Annotated in this window: 13 protein-coding genes and 2 pseudogenes; 10 read left to right on the top strand and 5 right to left on the bottom strand. The window is 54.2% G+C overall.

The genetic code is table 11. The features are described 5' to 3' along the window. Positions 1-156: 156 nt before the first annotated feature. Entirely contained in the window at positions 157-1,023 is an 867-nt protein-coding gene (locus RVY89_RS08895) for an aldo/keto reductase family oxidoreductase (protein ID WP_484827576.1), read from the bottom strand. A gap of 144 nt (positions 1,024-1,167) precedes the next feature. Between RVY89_RS08895 and tcp the strand changes: the two genes are divergently transcribed. Further along, positions 1,168-2,829: a methyl-accepting chemotaxis citrate transducer gene (gene tcp / locus RVY89_RS08900; RefSeq protein WP_484827577.1), complete on the top strand. Its 1,662-nt coding sequence runs from the start codon at positions 1,168-1,170 to the stop codon at positions 2,827-2,829. 27 nt (positions 2,830-2,856) lie between these two features. Here tcp and smrA read toward each other — a convergent pair whose 3' ends face one another. Next, positions 2,857-3,420, bottom strand: coding sequence for a DNA endonuclease SmrA (gene smrA, locus RVY89_RS08905; protein ID WP_371897603.1), 564 nt, complete (start codon positions 3,418-3,420; stop codon positions 2,857-2,859). Positions 3,421-3,774: 354 nt separating this feature from the next. Next, on the bottom strand, positions 3,775-4,686 hold the full coding sequence (locus tag RVY89_RS08910) for a LysR family transcriptional regulator (protein WP_484827578.1): 912 nt from the start codon (positions 4,684-4,686) through the stop codon (positions 3,775-3,777). 175 nt (positions 4,687-4,861) lie between these two features. Between RVY89_RS08910 and RVY89_RS08915 the strand changes: the two genes are divergently transcribed. From RVY89_RS08915 to RVY89_RS08945, 7 genes and pseudogenes are all read left to right on the top strand, one after another. After that, entirely contained in the window at positions 4,862-6,172 is a 1,311-nt protein-coding gene (locus tag RVY89_RS08915) for a M20 family metallo-hydrolase (protein WP_484827579.1), read from the top strand. Continuing rightward, positions 6,172-7,617 (top strand): M20 family metallopeptidase, encoded by a 1,446-nt coding sequence (locus tag RVY89_RS08920; protein WP_484827580.1) that lies wholly within the window; start codon positions 6,172-6,174, stop codon positions 7,615-7,617. Before RVY89_RS08915 ends, RVY89_RS08920 begins: the two co-directional genes overlap by 1 nt. A 41-nt stretch (positions 7,618-7,658) precedes the next feature. Further along, entirely contained in the window at positions 7,659-9,185 is a 1,527-nt protein-coding gene (abgT, locus tag RVY89_RS08925; protein ID WP_484827581.1) for a p-aminobenzoyl-glutamate transporter, read from the top strand. Positions 9,186-9,195: 10 nt separating this feature from the next. Continuing rightward, positions 9,196-9,711: a methylated-DNA--[protein]-cysteine S-methyltransferase gene (gene ogt, locus RVY89_RS08930; protein ID WP_045401311.1), complete on the top strand. Its 516-nt coding sequence runs from the start codon at positions 9,196-9,198 to the stop codon at positions 9,709-9,711. Between the two features lie 183 nt (positions 9,712-9,894). Then, positions 9,895-10,647, top strand: coding sequence for a fumarate/nitrate reduction transcriptional regulator Fnr (gene fnr, locus RVY89_RS08935; RefSeq protein WP_006174991.1), 753 nt, complete (start codon positions 9,895-9,897; stop codon positions 10,645-10,647). A 146-nt stretch (positions 10,648-10,793) separates the two neighbouring features. Continuing rightward, complete coding sequence (locus RVY89_RS08940; protein WP_014883604.1) at positions 10,794-10,976, top strand: hypothetical protein; 183 nt, start codon at positions 10,794-10,796, stop codon at positions 10,974-10,976. A gap of 297 nt (positions 10,977-11,273) precedes the next feature. Next, positions 11,274-11,772: pseudogene (locus tag RVY89_RS08945) on the top strand (SOS response-associated peptidase family protein). A gap of 14 nt (positions 11,773-11,786) precedes the next feature. Here RVY89_RS08945 and RVY89_RS08950 read toward each other — a convergent pair. Continuing rightward, a complete protein-coding gene (locus RVY89_RS08950; protein WP_484827582.1) occupies positions 11,787-12,194 on the bottom strand; it encodes a hypothetical protein in 408 nt (135 codons plus the stop codon). A gap of 68 nt (positions 12,195-12,262) precedes the next feature. Beyond that, positions 12,263-13,244: pseudogene (umuC, locus tag RVY89_RS08955) on the bottom strand (translesion error-prone DNA polymerase V subunit UmuC); the annotation flags it as partial. Positions 13,245-13,479: 235 nt separating this feature from the next. On the opposite strand from umuC, the gene RVY89_RS08960 reads away from it, so the two are divergent. Then, on the top strand, positions 13,480-13,605 hold the full coding sequence (locus RVY89_RS08960) for a hypothetical protein (RefSeq protein ID WP_484827583.1): 126 nt from the start codon (positions 13,480-13,482) through the stop codon (positions 13,603-13,605). 117 nt (positions 13,606-13,722) lie between these two features. Then, positions 13,723-14,550: an SGNH/GDSL hydrolase family protein gene (locus tag RVY89_RS08965; protein WP_484827584.1), complete on the top strand. Its 828-nt coding sequence runs from the start codon at positions 13,723-13,725 to the stop codon at positions 14,548-14,550. Positions 14,551-14,592 lie beyond the last annotated feature (42 nt).

Raw genomic sequence — 14,592 nt, forward strand, 5'->3', positions numbered from 1 at the left:
GCCTTTCTCGCCAGATACTGTATATAAATACAGTATTACGGATTATAGCCAGGGATCAAGGCCATTTCCGGAAGCGAACCCAAACGCGTTGAAGTGTCAGAAGATTTAAAACGCGCAAAGCCCGGAAGCGCATGTCGGGCTTTGCGCCTGTGACGATCAGTCCATCAGCGTATTCAATGTTTCCAGCGCGTCAGGCGGCAGCTGCAGTTCCCCCGCCGCGAGGTTTTGCCGCAGATGCGCCACGGAAGAGGTCCCCGGGATCAGCAGAATATTCGGGGAACGCTGCAGCAGCCATGCCAGCGCTACCTGCATTGGCGTTGCGCCCAGTGAATCCGCGACGGCCTTCAGCCCGGAAGATTGCAGTGGCGTAAAGCCTCCCAGTGGGAAGAACGGCACATACGCAATCCCCTGCTGCGCCAGCAGATCAACCAGCGCATCATCTCCCCGGTTCACAATGTTGTACATGTTCTGTACGCACACCACCGGGACCATCTTCTGGGCTTCCGCAACCTGGGTAGCCGTGACGTTGCTCAGGCCAATATGACGCACCAGCCCCTGCCGCTGTAATTCTGCCAGGGTGGAGAGCGGTTCAGCAATCGACCCTTCCGCCGGCCCGTGTGCGCTGAACATGATCCGCAGATTCACCACGTCCAGCACGTCCAGCTGCAGATTGCGCAGGTTGTCATGCACCGCCTGCGTCAGTTCCTGCGCGGAAAAGGCCGGCAGCCAGGCGCCTTTGTCGTTGCGACGGGCGCCAATCTTGGTGACGAGCGTCAGATCGTCCCGGTACGGATGAAGCGCCTCGCGGATCAGCTGGTTAGTGACATGAGGGCCGTAAAAATCACTGGTATCAATGTGGTTCACCCCCGCCGCCACAGCTTCGCGTAGCACGTCCAGCGCGGCTTGCTTATCCTTCGGTGGACCAAAGACGCCCGGCCCGGCGAGCTGCATCGCACCGTAGCCCAGTCTTTTAACCGTCCGCGTCCCGAGCGCGTACGTCCCGCTTTTATCAATGCTGCTCATGTTGACCTTCCTCATAAAAATGATCCGGATTTACAACAGGTTCCTCACCGGAGCCCTTAGTTAAGCGCGAGTTAAATTAAAGTTTAAATTCTATACGACGATAGTATTGGTGTACCTCTGCATCCTTTCTAACGGACGACCGCTATGCTGAAAAATTTGCACGTGATTACCGGTATTATCTTTGCCCTCACCATATTCTGTCTGCTGCAAGTTGTCACGGGAGGGTTGTTCTACTCTGCCGTCAGCAACGATCGCCATAACTTCCAGAATTCCGGCGTGCTCAATGCCCAGCAGGAAAGCCTGAGCGATAGCGTGAACACGCTGGTGAAAACGCGCGTCACCGTCACCCGCGTGGCGATCCGCTATCTGAAAAACCAGCGTGACCCGGCTTCCCTTGCGGCGATCAATAAACTGCTTGGCACGGCAAGCGACTCGCTGGCAAAAGCCGAAGCCTATAACAAAGAGTGGCAGAAATTGCCGCAGGTTAAGGGCCAGGAGGCGGCATTAACCGACGAGATGCAGAAATCCTGGAATCAGATGCACGAAGTCATGCGTTTATCGATTGAGTATCTGCGCGCCGATAACTATCAGGCCTATGGCGATCTGGACGCCCAGCAGGCGCAGGACGATATGGAAGCGGTTTATAACCGCTGGCGCGCCGAAAACAACACCCTGCTGAAGGCCGCAACCGAAGAGAACCAGAGCAGCTTCACGCAGATGCAGTGGACGCTTGCGGCTATTCTGCTGGCCGTTATCGCGGTTCTGGTGGTCATCTGGCAGGGTTTACAACACCTGCTGTTAAAACCGCTCCACTCCATTATGAACCATATTCGCGCCATTGCAGGGGGCGACCTGACGCAGGATATCGCAATCTCTGGCCGCAACGAGATGGGTCAGCTGGCCGCCGGACTGCATGAGATGCAGCAGTCGCTGGTGACCACCGTCAGCGCCGTACGTGGAAGTACCGATTCCATCTACACCGGCGCAGGTGAAATTGCCGCAGGGAGCAACGATCTTTCCGCCCGCACCGAGCAGCAGGCCGCCTCGCTGGAAGAGACTGCCGCCAGCATGGAAGAGCTGACCGCAACGGTTAAACAGAACTCCGATAACGCCCGTCAGGCCACGCTGCTGGCGAAAAACGCCTCTGAAACGGCCGCGCGCGGCGGTCACGTCGTGGATAACGTGGTTCGCACCATGAACGAAATCGCCGACAGTTCGCAGCAAATTGCGCATATTACCGGCGTGATTGACAGCATCGCGTTCCAGACCAACATTCTGGCGCTTAACGCCGCGGTGGAAGCGGCACGCGCCGGGGAACAGGGCCGTGGTTTTGCGGTTGTTGCAGGTGAAGTCCGTACGCTGGCGAGCCGCAGCGCGCAGGCGGCGAAAGAGATCAAAGGGCTTATCGAGAACTCCGTCAGCCGGGTGAATACCGGTTCTGAGCAGGTCAGCGAGGCGGGCACCACCATGAAAGAAATCGTCGCCGCCGTTACCCGCGTGACCGATATCATGGGCGAGATTTCCTCTGCCTCTGACGAGCAGAGCCGCGGTATTGAGCAGGTGAGCCTGGCCGTTTCGCAGATGGACAGCGTGACGCAGCAAAACGCCGCGCTGGTGCAGGAGTCCGCCACGGCGGCTGCGGCGCTGGAAGATCAGTCCGAACAACTGCGCCAGGCGGTAGCCGCGTTCCGTCTGAACGGAAAAGAAAAAGCGGTCACCCCGCGCCCGGCCAGCGTGAAGACGCCCCAGCTGTTGCGCCCGGCAACAACAACCGCCGCCACCGACAGCAACTGGGAAACCTTCTGAGTTTCAGGCGGGCGAGGATATCGCCCGCTAGCGGCTGCGCTTGGCGTGCCGCTCCCAGTTTTCCTGTTTTGCTTCATCAGATTTTCGCAGTGAAACATAACATGCCCCGCTGCCGCCGTGATGCGGCAGCGCCACGCAGAAGGCCTGCACTTCCTCAAACTCGGTTAACCAGCGCGCCAGATAGCTGCGCACCACATTGGGATGCGAGTTCTGCTCGCGCCCTTTCCCGTGAATGATAATCAGATTGCGTAACCCGTCTCGTCCGGCCTGGCGAATAAAAGAATAGAGCATCTGACGGCAGCGTTCGGCGGGCTGACGCAGGAGGTTTAAGCTGGCCTGGCGGGCGTATTTACCCGAGCGCAGCTTATCGATAACGCCCTGCTGTACCCCTTCGCGCTGGAACGCCAGCGGTTCTTCCAGGGGAAGCATGTCAAGAAAATCCAGCGTCAGGAAGTTATCCAGCTGTTCACTATCCACCTCCTGGCGCGTCCGCGTATTGCGGCTGGGCTGCCAGTGAATATCCGCGCAGCGCTTCAGGGGCTGGACATCTTCCATGGCGTCAAGAAAAAAGGATTTGTCGTCAGGGTTCATGGATATCCTCCGGCTACAACTGAGGACGGTACTATACCTGCGCCCGAGACTGGCCTCAATCACCGTTACAGGGCGATGCCTGGCAATATTATTAACCTGATGAATATATATAGTAATTATTAAATAAACTTAAATCAGACTTAACTAAAATTTCAGCAAAGGTAAAATACGTGATTTATGTTAAAATTTCATTAAATCAATCACTCGCCTGCCTTTCATTTTTCGAAAAAGATGTTATACCTAAATATACCTGCCCCATGGAAATAATACCCAGGATTGGCGAAAGGACGCACTGCTGTGTGTACTATAGGGTCTGTCTGATGTCGGGCAGATCCTGTTTTTTTAATATCTGTTTTACGAGCCGATTAATTTTCTCGCTTCCCTTCTGAATTGAGTAATTAATGATTCCGCCAGGGGTGTCTGACGTGAATCACGGCGCTGAATTAAATAATAGGCCGCTTTAGGAAGCGATTCGACGACCGGCAGCATAACCAGGCGGTGCGCCAGCAGCGGGTCACAGCCTAGCTCCTGCGGCAATATGCTTAGAAAATCACTTTGCGCGACAAGGCTAATACAGGAAGAAAATGTTTCGCAAACCACACCAATTCGCGGTATTTGCGAACGATCGCTAAATACTTCTTCCAATTGCTTGTAATAGCTTCCCCGCGGCGTCGGCATTGTCCAGTTATAATGCAGAAGTTCATTAATCGACGTTGCCCCCGTTGCCGGATGTCCTTCGCGACAAAATACCGCAAACGGCTTTTCGAAGAGTTTTTCAAACGTAAATTCCTGGTCGTAAGGCCCCTGATAATAAGTATTGATGGTGAAATCCAGCTCTCCCTGCCGTAATTCGTTGATCATCGACACCAGCTGTCCTTCCATTATCCGCACTTTGACCTGCGGATGTTGCGCATGAAAGCGGGTAATGACGGCGGGCATCAGGCTGCGCGAAACGCTGGCCCCCATTCCGATGTTGATCTGCCCGGCCAGCTCACCCTGCCGCTGGCGGATGTCATCCTGCGCCGCTCGCAGCTCTTCCAGAATTAACCGGGCGCGCTGGTAAAAGCCCTCACCGCATTCGGTCAACGCGACGCCCTTACTCCTGCGTACGAAAAGCTGCGCCGCCATGCCCTCCTCCAGCTCTTTAATGGACTTGGTCAGCGCTGGCTGGGAAAGATTCAGCGTCCTGCTAGCACCGCGAATGCTGCCCTGACGCGCAACCTCAACAAACGCCCGGATTTGATGAAATTTAATCTGGAATGTCATAGCCCGACCGATAACCGTTGTTTATCAGAGTAAAGAAACTGTCATCTACTTTAATGGAAAGGGATGTGCGAGGGTAATTCCTGAACGGTTAAAACTGTGAAAAATCGGTTAGTGATAAGTAAAAACTATCACAGCGTGAAGCAGTTCACATATTTTAATGATGACAGGAACAGATATGGACACACTGGCGCAGTACATCCAGACGTTATCCCCGCAGCTGAGCGCATGGCGTCGTGATTTTCACCATTATGCGGAATCCGGCTGGGTAGAGTTTCGTACCGCCGCGAAAGTCGCGGAAATCCTCGACTCGCTGGGTTACGAACTGGCGATGGGTCGCGACGTGGTGGATGCCGAAAGCCGGATGGGGTTGCCCGATGCCGCAACCCTGGAGCAAGAGTTTGCCCGGGCGCGCAAGCAAGGCGCGCCTGAGAAATGGCTGGCGCCGTTTGAAGGCGGTTTTACCGGCATTGTTGCCACCCTGAATACCGGCCGCCCGGGCCCAACCCTGGCGTTTCGCGTCGACATGGACGCCCTTGATTTAAGCGAAGCGCTGGATGAAAGCCATCGCCCGTTCCGCGACGGTTTTGCCTCCTGCAATCCGGGAATGATGCACGCCTGCGCGCACGACGGCCACACCACGATTGGTCTGGGGCTGGCGCAGGTGCTTAAGCAGAATGAAGCCCGGCTGAACGGCACCATCAAGCTGATCTTCCAGCCTGCCGAAGAAGGCACCCGCGGCGCGCGCGCCATGGTTGCCGCCGGGGCGCTGGACGACGTGGACTATTTCACGGCTATCCATATTGGTACTGGCGTCCCCGCCGGTACGGCGATCTGCGGCAGCGATAACTTTATGGCCACCACCAAGTTCGACGTGAGCTTTACCGGCGTTGCCGCACACGCGGGCGGTAAACCGGAGGATGGACGTAACGCCCTGCTCGCCGCCGCGCAGGCTGCCCTCGCCCTGCACAGCATTGCCCCGCACAGCGAAGGCGCCTCCCGGGTGAACGTCGGGGTGATGCAGGCGGGCAGCGGACGCAACGTGGTGCCCGCGAATGCCCTGATAAAGGTTGAAACGCGTGGCGAAAGCGAAGCGATTAATCAGTACGTCTTTGAGCGCGCGCAGGCGGTGATTACCGGCGCAGCGGCGCTCTACGGCGTGCGCGCCGAGATGCGCCTGATGGGTGCCGCGACGTCCAGCGCGCCGACGCCAGCCTGGGTTGATTATCTGCGCGAACAGGCGAGTCGGGTTTCCGGTATTGTTCACGCCATCGATAAGGTGAAGGCGCCAGCAGGCTCCGAGGACGCCACGCTGATGATGGCCCGCGTGCAGGAGAACGGCGGCATGGCGTCCTATATGGTGTTTGGCACGGATTTGAGCGCCGGACATCACAACGAAAAATTCGACTTCGATGAGCAGGTCATGACCATCGCCATTGAAACGCTGGCGCGAACTGCGCTCAATTTCCCGTGGACGCGAGGTGTGTAATGCAGGAGAACTACGCTTTTATTGCCGATGCGATCGACACGCGATGTCGGACGTTAACCGATATTGCCGACGCGATCTGGGATCGTCCTGAAACCCGCTTTGAAGAGTTCTGGTCCGCCGAACGGCTGGCCAGCGAACTCGAAGCAGAAGGCTTCACGCTGACGCGCGAGGCTGGCGGTATTCCAAATGCCTTTATCGCCAGCTTCGGCAGCGGGAAACCGGTCATCGCCCTGCTGGGCGAATACGACGCGCTGGCCGGATTAAGCCAGCAGGCGCACTGCGCAACGGCGCAATCCGCCACGCCGGGAGCCAACGGCCACGGCTGCGGGCATAACCTCTTAGGCACAGCGGCGCTTGCGGGCGCGGTGGCGGTGAAAAGCTGGCTGGAGCAGCACGGCGGCAGCGGAACGGTGCGTTTTTACGGCTGTCCCGGCGAGGAAGGCGGCTCCGGGAAAACCTTTATGGTGCGCGAAGGTCTGTTTGATGACGTCGATGCCGCCGTCACCTGGCACCCGGAAGCCTTCGCCGGGATGTTTAACGTCAGCACGCTGGCGAATATTCAGGCCGCCTGGCGTTTTCACGGCGTGGCGGCGCACGCGGCCAACTCCCCCCATCTGGGACGCAGCGCGCTCGACGCCGTGACGCTGATGACGACCGGCACAAACTTCCTCAACGAACACATCATTGAGAAAGCGCGCGTCCATTACGCCATCACCGACACCGGCGGGATCTCTCCCAACGTGGTGCAGGCGCAGGCCGAAGTGCTATACCTGATCCGCGCCCCGGAGATGGCGGATGCGCAGCAGATCTACGAGCGCATCGAGAAAATTGCCCAGGGCGCGGCGATGATGACCGAAACCACCGTCGAGTGTCGCTTTGATAAAGCCTGCTCCAGCTACCTGCCGAACCGCACGCTCGAGGCGGCGATGTATCGCGCCCTGCAGCACTACGGCACGCCTCTCTGGACCGAGGAAGAACGCGCCTTCGCCCGCGAGATCCGCGCCACCCTGACGCCCAACGATCTGCAGAACAGCCTGAAAAATATTGCCGCAACGGGCGGCGACGCGGGTAAAGCCTTTGCCCGTCGTCATCAGGAGACGCTGCTGGTGGATGAAGTCGCGCCTTATGCCGTCACCGACAACGTGCTGGCGGGTTCAACCGACGTGGGTGACGTCAGCTGGAAAATGCCGGTCGCCCAGTGCTTCAGCCCCTGCTTTACCGTCGGCACGCCGCTGCATACCTGGCAACTGGTGTCTCAGGGGCGAACCTCTATTGCCCACAAAGGCATGCTGCTGGCCGGAAAAGTGATGGGCGCAACCGCGCTCAATCTGCTGCAGGACGCATCGCTGCTGAAAAAATGCCGTGAAGAGTTTGAACAACAAATACAAGAAAAACCGTACGTGTGTCCGATCCCACGGGGCGTGACACCGTCACCTTTAAAATAAAAAAACACAACACAACAACACAACACTCCCGAGGAACGCCCATGAGTATGTCATCCATACCTTCGCATTCCCCATCCGGTAAGCTCTATGGCTGGGTTGAAAGGATCGGCAATAAAGTGCCGCACCCTTTCCTGCTGTTTATCTATCTGATTGTGATTTTGATGGTCGCCACCGCCGTGCTCTCCGCTTTTGACGTAAGCGTGCGCAGCCCGGCCGACGGCAGCCTGGTGGCGGTAAAGAACCTGCTCAGCGTTGACGGGCTGCACTGGTTTTTACCCAACGTCATCAAAAACTTCAGCGGTTTCGCCCCGCTGGGCGCCATTCTGGCGCTGGTGCTGGGCGCCGGGCTGGCGGAACGCGTGGGCCTGTTGCCCGCATTGATGGTGAAGATGGCTTCTCACGTCAGCGCACGTTACGCCAGCTATATGGTGCTGTTTATCGCCTTCTTCAGCCATATCTCCTCCGACGCCGCGCTGGTGATTATGCCGCCGATGGGGGCGCTGATTTTCCTCGCCGTCGGGCGTCATCCCGTGGCGGGCCTGCTGTCGGCGATTGCGGGCGTGGGCTGTGGCTTTACGGCCAACCTGCTGATCGTGACCACCGACGTGCTGCTCTCGGGCATCAGCACGGAGGCGGCGAAAACCATTGATGCGGGCATGCACGTCAGCGTGATCGACAACTGGTACTTTATGGCAAGCTCGGTCATTGTCCTGACGATTGTCGGCGGGCTGATTACCGATAAGATCGTCGAGCCGCGCCTGGGTAAATGGGAAGGCCGTAGCGATGAAAAGCTGGAAACCCTGAGCAAAGAGCAGCGCTTTGGCCTGCGCGTGGCGGGCGTGGTCTCGCTGGCCTTTATCGCGCTGGTGGCGCTGATGGTGGTGCCGGAAAACGGCATATTGCGCGATCCGGTTAAACATACCGTCCTGCCGTCACCGTTTATTCAGGGCATCGTGCCGCTAATTATTCTCTTCTTCTTTGTTGTTTCGCTCGCCTACGGTATCGCTACCGGCAAAATCCGCCGTCAGGGCGATCTGCCGCAGCTGATGATCGAGCCGATGAAGGAGATGGCGGGCTTTATCGTGATGGTGTTCCCGCTGGCCCAGTTTGTGGCGATGTTTAACTGGAGCAACATGGGCAAGTTTATGGCCGTGGGCCTGACCGACGCGCTGGAGGCGGCCGGGTTAAGCGGCGTACCGGCATTTGTCGGCCTGGCGCTGCTCTCATCTCTGCTGTGCATGTTTATCGCCAGCGGTTCCGCCATCTGGTCGATTCTGGCCCCGATCTTCGTGCCGATGTTTATGATGCTGGGTTTCCATCCGGCGTTTGCACAGATCCTGTTCCGCATTGCCGACTCCTCGGTTATTCCGCTGGCGCCGGTTTCGCCGTTTGTTCCGCTGTTCTTAGGCTTCCTCCAGCGCTATAAACCCGAGGCCAAACTGGGTACCTACTATTCGCTGGTTTTACCCTACCCGCTTATCTTTTTAGGGGTATGGCTGGTGATGCTGGTGGCATGGTATCTTGTCGGCCTGCCGATTGGGCCGGGAATATACCCGAGGCTGAACTAAAGGAATGAGGATGCTGAGATTACTCGAAGATAAGATTGCGACGCCGCTCGGGCCGCTGTGGGTGATCGCGGATGAGACGTTCAATCTGCGCGCCGTCGAATGGGAAGAGCACAGCGACCGCATGGAAGAACTGCTCAATATTCATTACCGCCTGCAGGGTTATGAACGCATCAGCGCCACCAACCCGGGTGGGCTGAGCGACAAGCTTGCGGCGTACTTCGAAGGCGATCTCAGCATCATCGACACGCTGCCCACCGCCACGGCAGGCACCCCTTTTCAGCGCGAAGTATGGCAGGCGCTGCGGTCGATTCCGTGCGGGCAGGTCATGCATTACGGCCAGCTCGCGGAGCAGTTAGGTCGCGCAGGCGCCGCTCGCGCGGTGGGTGCCGCGAACGGCTCTAACCCGGTCAGCATCGTGGTGCCCTGCCATCGCGTCATTGGCCGCAACGGTACCATGACAGGCTATGCCGGTGGCGTGCAGCGAAAAGAGTGGTTGCTGCGTCACGAAGGGTATCTCTTGCTCTAGTTCCCAGGCTTTTTGTGCTTAATTTTCTACCGGTTAGGCTAAAAATCCATAATCAAGCTGTGGAATTTCAAGAAGATGGCGACACGTTGCCGTCTCTTGTCCTTATTGAGGGTTTGTCAGGCTTACGTACTTACCAAAAAGATGTTAAAATTGACCAATATCAATTAAGGCTTGAGCAAACCTATGATCCCGGAAAAGCGAATTATACGACGCATTCAGTCTGGCGGTTGTGCTATCCATTGCCAGGATTGCAGCATCAGCCAGCTCTGTATCCCGTTTACCCTGAATGAGCATGAACTCGATCAGCTTGATAATATCATCGAGCGCAAAAAGCCTATTCAGAAAGGGCAGACGCTGTTTAAAGCGGGAGACGAACTGAAATCGCTCTATGCTATCCGTTCTGGCACCATCAAGAGCTACACCATCACCGAACAGGGTGATGAGCAGATCACCGGCTTCCATCTGGCGGGCGACCTGGTGGGCTTTGATGCCATCGGTACGGGCCATCACCCGAGCTTTGCTCAGGCACTCGAAACCTCAATGGTTTGCGAAATCCCGTTTGAAACCCTGGACGATCTGTCCGGTAAGATGCCTAACCTGCGTCAGCAGATGATGCGTCTGATGAGCGGTGAGATCAAAGGCGATCAGGACATGATCCTGCTGCTTTCTAAAAAGAATGCCGAAGAGCGCCTGGCCGCGTTTATCTACAACCTCTCCCGCCGCTTCGCCGAGCGTGGCTTCTCGCCGCGTGAATTCCGTCTGACGATGACGCGTGGCGATATCGGTAACTACCTGGGTCTGACCGTGGAAACCATCAGCCGTCTGCTGGGTCGTTTCCAGAAAAGCGGGATGCTGGCCGTTAAAGGTAAATATATCACTATCGAAAACGGTGAAGCGCTTGCCGTTCTTGCCGGGCACGCCCGCAACGTGGCGTAACACTCCGCATATTGATGACCAGACTGATAAATTCCTGTGATTTATTGGTCTGGTGTAATCACTTCCGTTTCAAGATATTTTCACCGTAGCACGTCCCCACACAGCGCCCAAAAGGTTCTCGTTGAGGTTATGAATTGAGAGAAAGTTTGTTTTTCGTTTCAGTCGTGATTGCCTCAGTGACCTTTATCTTCATCTGGATCATGCTTGTCGGCCCGATGAAGGGGGAGGAAAAAACCTACGTCCAGGACTCCACGACCTTTGCGATTGCGGTGATGGTGCTGCTGTTTATTGCGTTCATCGCGGTGACGACCACGGTGCTTTTCCTCTGATAAATTTTCATGAATTATTGAATTTCCGCATGCTCAATAACTGAGATGAATATCAATGTCATATCCCCAACAGCATAAGGATAATGTCGGAGTATATCGGTTAATTTGTCGCCCCCATATTAGCCCCCAGGAGTAAACCGCCCCCAAAATCCTCATCTTTTGCGTAGCTCCTTCCAGGTTCTAAACGCCCCGCTTTACCGCCCCGCTGTCTTACATCATCATGCCCCTGTTTCAAAATCATAGACTTTGGTGCGCACCTCTTTTTTCTCCCTGCCCTATACTTTCAGTCTTGTTTCTATGTATGGACGTTTTGCACAAGCCCAAACCCGTGAAGAATATCCGGCTTCCCTGGCCGATGAAGCCGATCGCGATATCGCATACGACCCGGAACCCATTGGCCGGTACAACGTCGCACCAGGTACCAAAGTTCTGCTGCTGAGCGAACGCGACGAGCAGCTGCACCTCGATCCTGTTTTCTGGGGTTACGCTCCCGAGTGGTAGGATAAACAGCCACTGATTAATGCGCGCGTCGAGACGGCGACCACAGCCGAATGTTCAAACCTCTCTGGCAGCAAGGCCGGGCTATCTGTTTTGCTGATGGCTGGTTCGAATGGAAGAAAGAAGGCGACAAGAAGCAGCCCGGGAATGGATGCGCCAGGATATAGGCGAGAAGGGAGCTGAGGAGATAGCGGCCGACGGTGCCGTGCCGGCCGACAAATTTATCTGGCACGCAGCGTCGCGTGCCGTTGGTAATCCCAAAAATCAGAGTACTGAATTGATTGATAATATTCAGTAATGTCCTGAGAGGTATTACCAGAGTTTTACGCTTCCATCTGGCTGCTTACCACCCACTGGAGTCATGTCGTACACCTTGGTTACGCATTTTTGAATGCCGTCTTTAAGATGCTTTACCATTTTCTTGTCTGAATTATTCTGATCAAAATAATTCACAGTGGTAACGTTATTTTTCTTGTAAATTTCAGCTTCGCCATATGGCCCGGCGGAATAATTAATCTTATAACCCCAGAATTCTTCTTTATAGCCAGGTAAAATGTAAGGGTCGTAATCTGCAAAGACATCAGCAATGCATAATGCAACGCTTTTTGTATCGCTCTTAGTCGTATATACAGCGTCAGGAGTACCATGTTTTGGAGGCTCCTGGATAATTGCACACCCAGATAAGGTAAGAACTGCTAATGCGAGAATAGGTTTTAACATGTCAATTCCATTTAAGTATTTATAAGTGCCTGAATAAGATACTTTATTTTGACAATAATGTCCTGCATTTATTTAACAATTAATAAATCCTGGAAGCGGGTCGTATACCGCGGCGAAAGCATTTTTCGCTTCATCTGCCATTGCTGCTGAATGCCCTGCCCGGCAAAATAAAGCGTTCCTTTCCCGTCTTTCGCGTTGAGATGATCGAGAACCCCATCAATTTTTCGCTACCGGCCCGCGGAGCATTCTCGTCAAACAAGTTGAGCTGAGCCACGCCCTGGCTGAAGAAGTCCCCAAGCATGATTCCTGTCTTCTGGTATCGGTGACCATCCTTCCAGATTTTGTCCAGGCACTTTACCGCGGCGTTGATAATGTCGCGGGAATCCCGAGTTGGGGTGAGAAGCTTCATTGAAGCGCTGTTGCGTAATATGGCTCGTTAAGCGCAAAGGGAGAGGTTTTCACGAATGCAGAAATAAAGCGGCAATACTGATGCTCGCCACGAAGCTTTTCGGCCCCGCGCGCCGCATAGCTGCAGATAGCCTGGCGCATCTGTTGGTAATCGGTGACGCGTTCTCCGAATGACCGGCTGCAGACAATTTCCTGCTTTGCTGATGCAAACTCTTCCAGATCGAGGCATGCCTCGCCGCGCAACTCCCGGACCGTTCACTCAAGTACCACGTTAAAGTGTTTACGAATAATCCACGTACTCTGCTCAGAAAGGTCCAGGGCCGTTTTGATGCCCATGGCGTTCAGCTTCTTACTGATGCGCCTGCCGACGCCCCATACGTCCTCTACAGGCACGATAGCCAACAAGCGGCGCTGCCATTTCTTGGCGGCGTGGTTTGCAAGCCTGGCCAGTGTCTTGGTCTGTACTATCCCAACCCCAACAGTTAGATGCTTACGCTTCAGAACCGTAGCGCGGATTTCTTTGCCAAACTCTGTTAGGTCACGGCAGTTGCGAACGCCAGTCAGGTCGCAAAAAGCTTCGTCGATACTGTAAATTTCGACTCTGGGACTCATCTCCTCCAGCGTGGTCATCACTCGGTTCGACGTAGATGAACTCTATGATGGATACCTCTAATACCGTTTTTATATACAGTGGTTTTGACTGATGTACTGATCAAGATGCCCATTCGTTTCTGCTTGGCTACTCCCTGGTCGCTTCGTTTCTAAACCTGTAACGCTATTGCTTTTGATATTTGTAAATTTCGAAAGAAAGAGCGCTGATTGCTCATTTTGAATACTACATGAAGGGGTTTTCGTCTGAAGAAACCGGGTGAATTGTATGCGTAGCTACACCAACCAGGCGAACATCATCAAGCGCCTCGACTTCGATGGCCTCGCTATCATCAGTAATGAGCACGTCACCGACCCAATACGCGTGCTGCTGGCGGCCTCAAAACCAGATTAGCAATGTGTCTTCGCGCTTAACCAGCGATGCGTTATCAATAACATCATAACCTTCCTGCGTTTCAACAATGTTCGCAGAAGGAGGTAGAAGTGATTCTGTGGCCGCAACCAAGGCGGCATGCGTTTCTGTCGCTGGCAAATGGAACACCACAAGGCACCAAAAAAAATGTATAAAAATACAGAACACAACATTATCAGATTTATCAAGATTCGCTGGAAAGGCAAAAGTGATAGAATCCCTCCATTAAAAGGGGTTGTTATGAAGAAGATTAGTTTATTTTTTGCATTATCTATGCCACTTTTGGCACAAGCTGAATCACCATATCAAATTGATGAGAGTCCAAAGAGTTTTTACGGGATAACGGAAAGTATTAACAACATGAGGCTATCTCAAGCCTCAAATGATAATTTTCTGTTTTTTGGTGACTCAATTGTTCAAGCACTAAAACAGAATAAGCTACATGTTAATTACGTAAATATGGGCATAGCCGGAGATACAGTTCATGGCGTTATGAAGCAAATTAGAGAAACTCCTATTGCAAAATTTAACGGTATTTTAGTGTCTGTCGGAGCTAACAATTTTCTCCAGGGTCAGCGTGGTAAGGATCTAGGAGACGAGATAGGTGCCATAATTGATTACGCGGCACCGCGAACCAAGCAACTCTACGTTATGGAAACATTCGTTCCAAATCGTTTAAAGTACCCTTTCATCTCATCTGATTTTGATGAAGCAAATCGCATGATTTATAAAACTTGTTCTCAATACAAAAATTGCCAAGTCATCCCATTGCCAAAAGGTATGATCGGTAAAAACGGTATTGATTTGAAATACACAATTGCTGATGGCGTACACCCTAACGCATTAGGTTTTACATTATGGAAAAGGGAGATTAACAAAAAGATGGCTAATTTCCCTTACAACCTCTATTACCGAGCTCGTTACTGATATGCCGCTAAAAAAGCCCGCTGGAGCGGGTTTAATACAGAT

It is taken from the genome of Enterobacter sp. 3U4, assembly GCF_057224565.1.

Bases quoted from the DNA above. Each gene is read 5' to 3' on its own strand.
- RVY89_RS08965 (WP_484827584.1), top strand. From the start codon at position 13,723: ATGCGTTTCTGTCGCTGGCAAATGGAACACCACAAGGCACCAAAAAAA.
- abgT (WP_484827581.1), top strand. From the start codon at position 7,659: ATGAGTATGTCATCCATACCTTCGCATTCCCCATCCGGTAAGCTCTAT.
- fnr (WP_006174991.1), top strand. From the start codon at position 9,895: ATGATCCCGGAAAAGCGAATTATACGACGCATTCAGTCTGGCGGTTGT.
- smrA (WP_371897603.1), bottom strand. From the start codon at position 3,420: ATGAACCCTGACGACAAATCCTTTTTTCTTGACGCCATGGAAGATGTC.
- RVY89_RS08895 (WP_484827576.1), bottom strand. From the start codon at position 1,023: ATGAGCAGCATTGATAAAAGCGGGACGTACGCGCTCGGGACGCGGACG.
- RVY89_RS08915 (WP_484827579.1), top strand. From the start codon at position 4,862: ATGGACACACTGGCGCAGTACATCCAGACGTTATCCCCGCAGCTGAGC.
- RVY89_RS08950 (WP_484827582.1), bottom strand. From the start codon at position 12,194: ATGTTAAAACCTATTCTCGCATTAGCAGTTCTTACCTTATCTGGGTGT.
- tcp (WP_484827577.1), top strand. From the start codon at position 1,168: ATGCTGAAAAATTTGCACGTGATTACCGGTATTATCTTTGCCCTCACC.
- RVY89_RS08960 (WP_484827583.1), top strand. From the start codon at position 13,480: ATGCGTAGCTACACCAACCAGGCGAACATCATCAAGCGCCTCGACTTC.
- RVY89_RS08920 (WP_484827580.1), top strand. From the start codon at position 6,172: ATGCAGGAGAACTACGCTTTTATTGCCGATGCGATCGACACGCGATGT.
- ogt (WP_045401311.1), top strand. From the start codon at position 9,196: ATGCTGAGATTACTCGAAGATAAGATTGCGACGCCGCTCGGGCCGCTG.
- RVY89_RS08910 (WP_484827578.1), bottom strand. From the start codon at position 4,686: ATGACATTCCAGATTAAATTTCATCAAATCCGGGCGTTTGTTGAGGTT.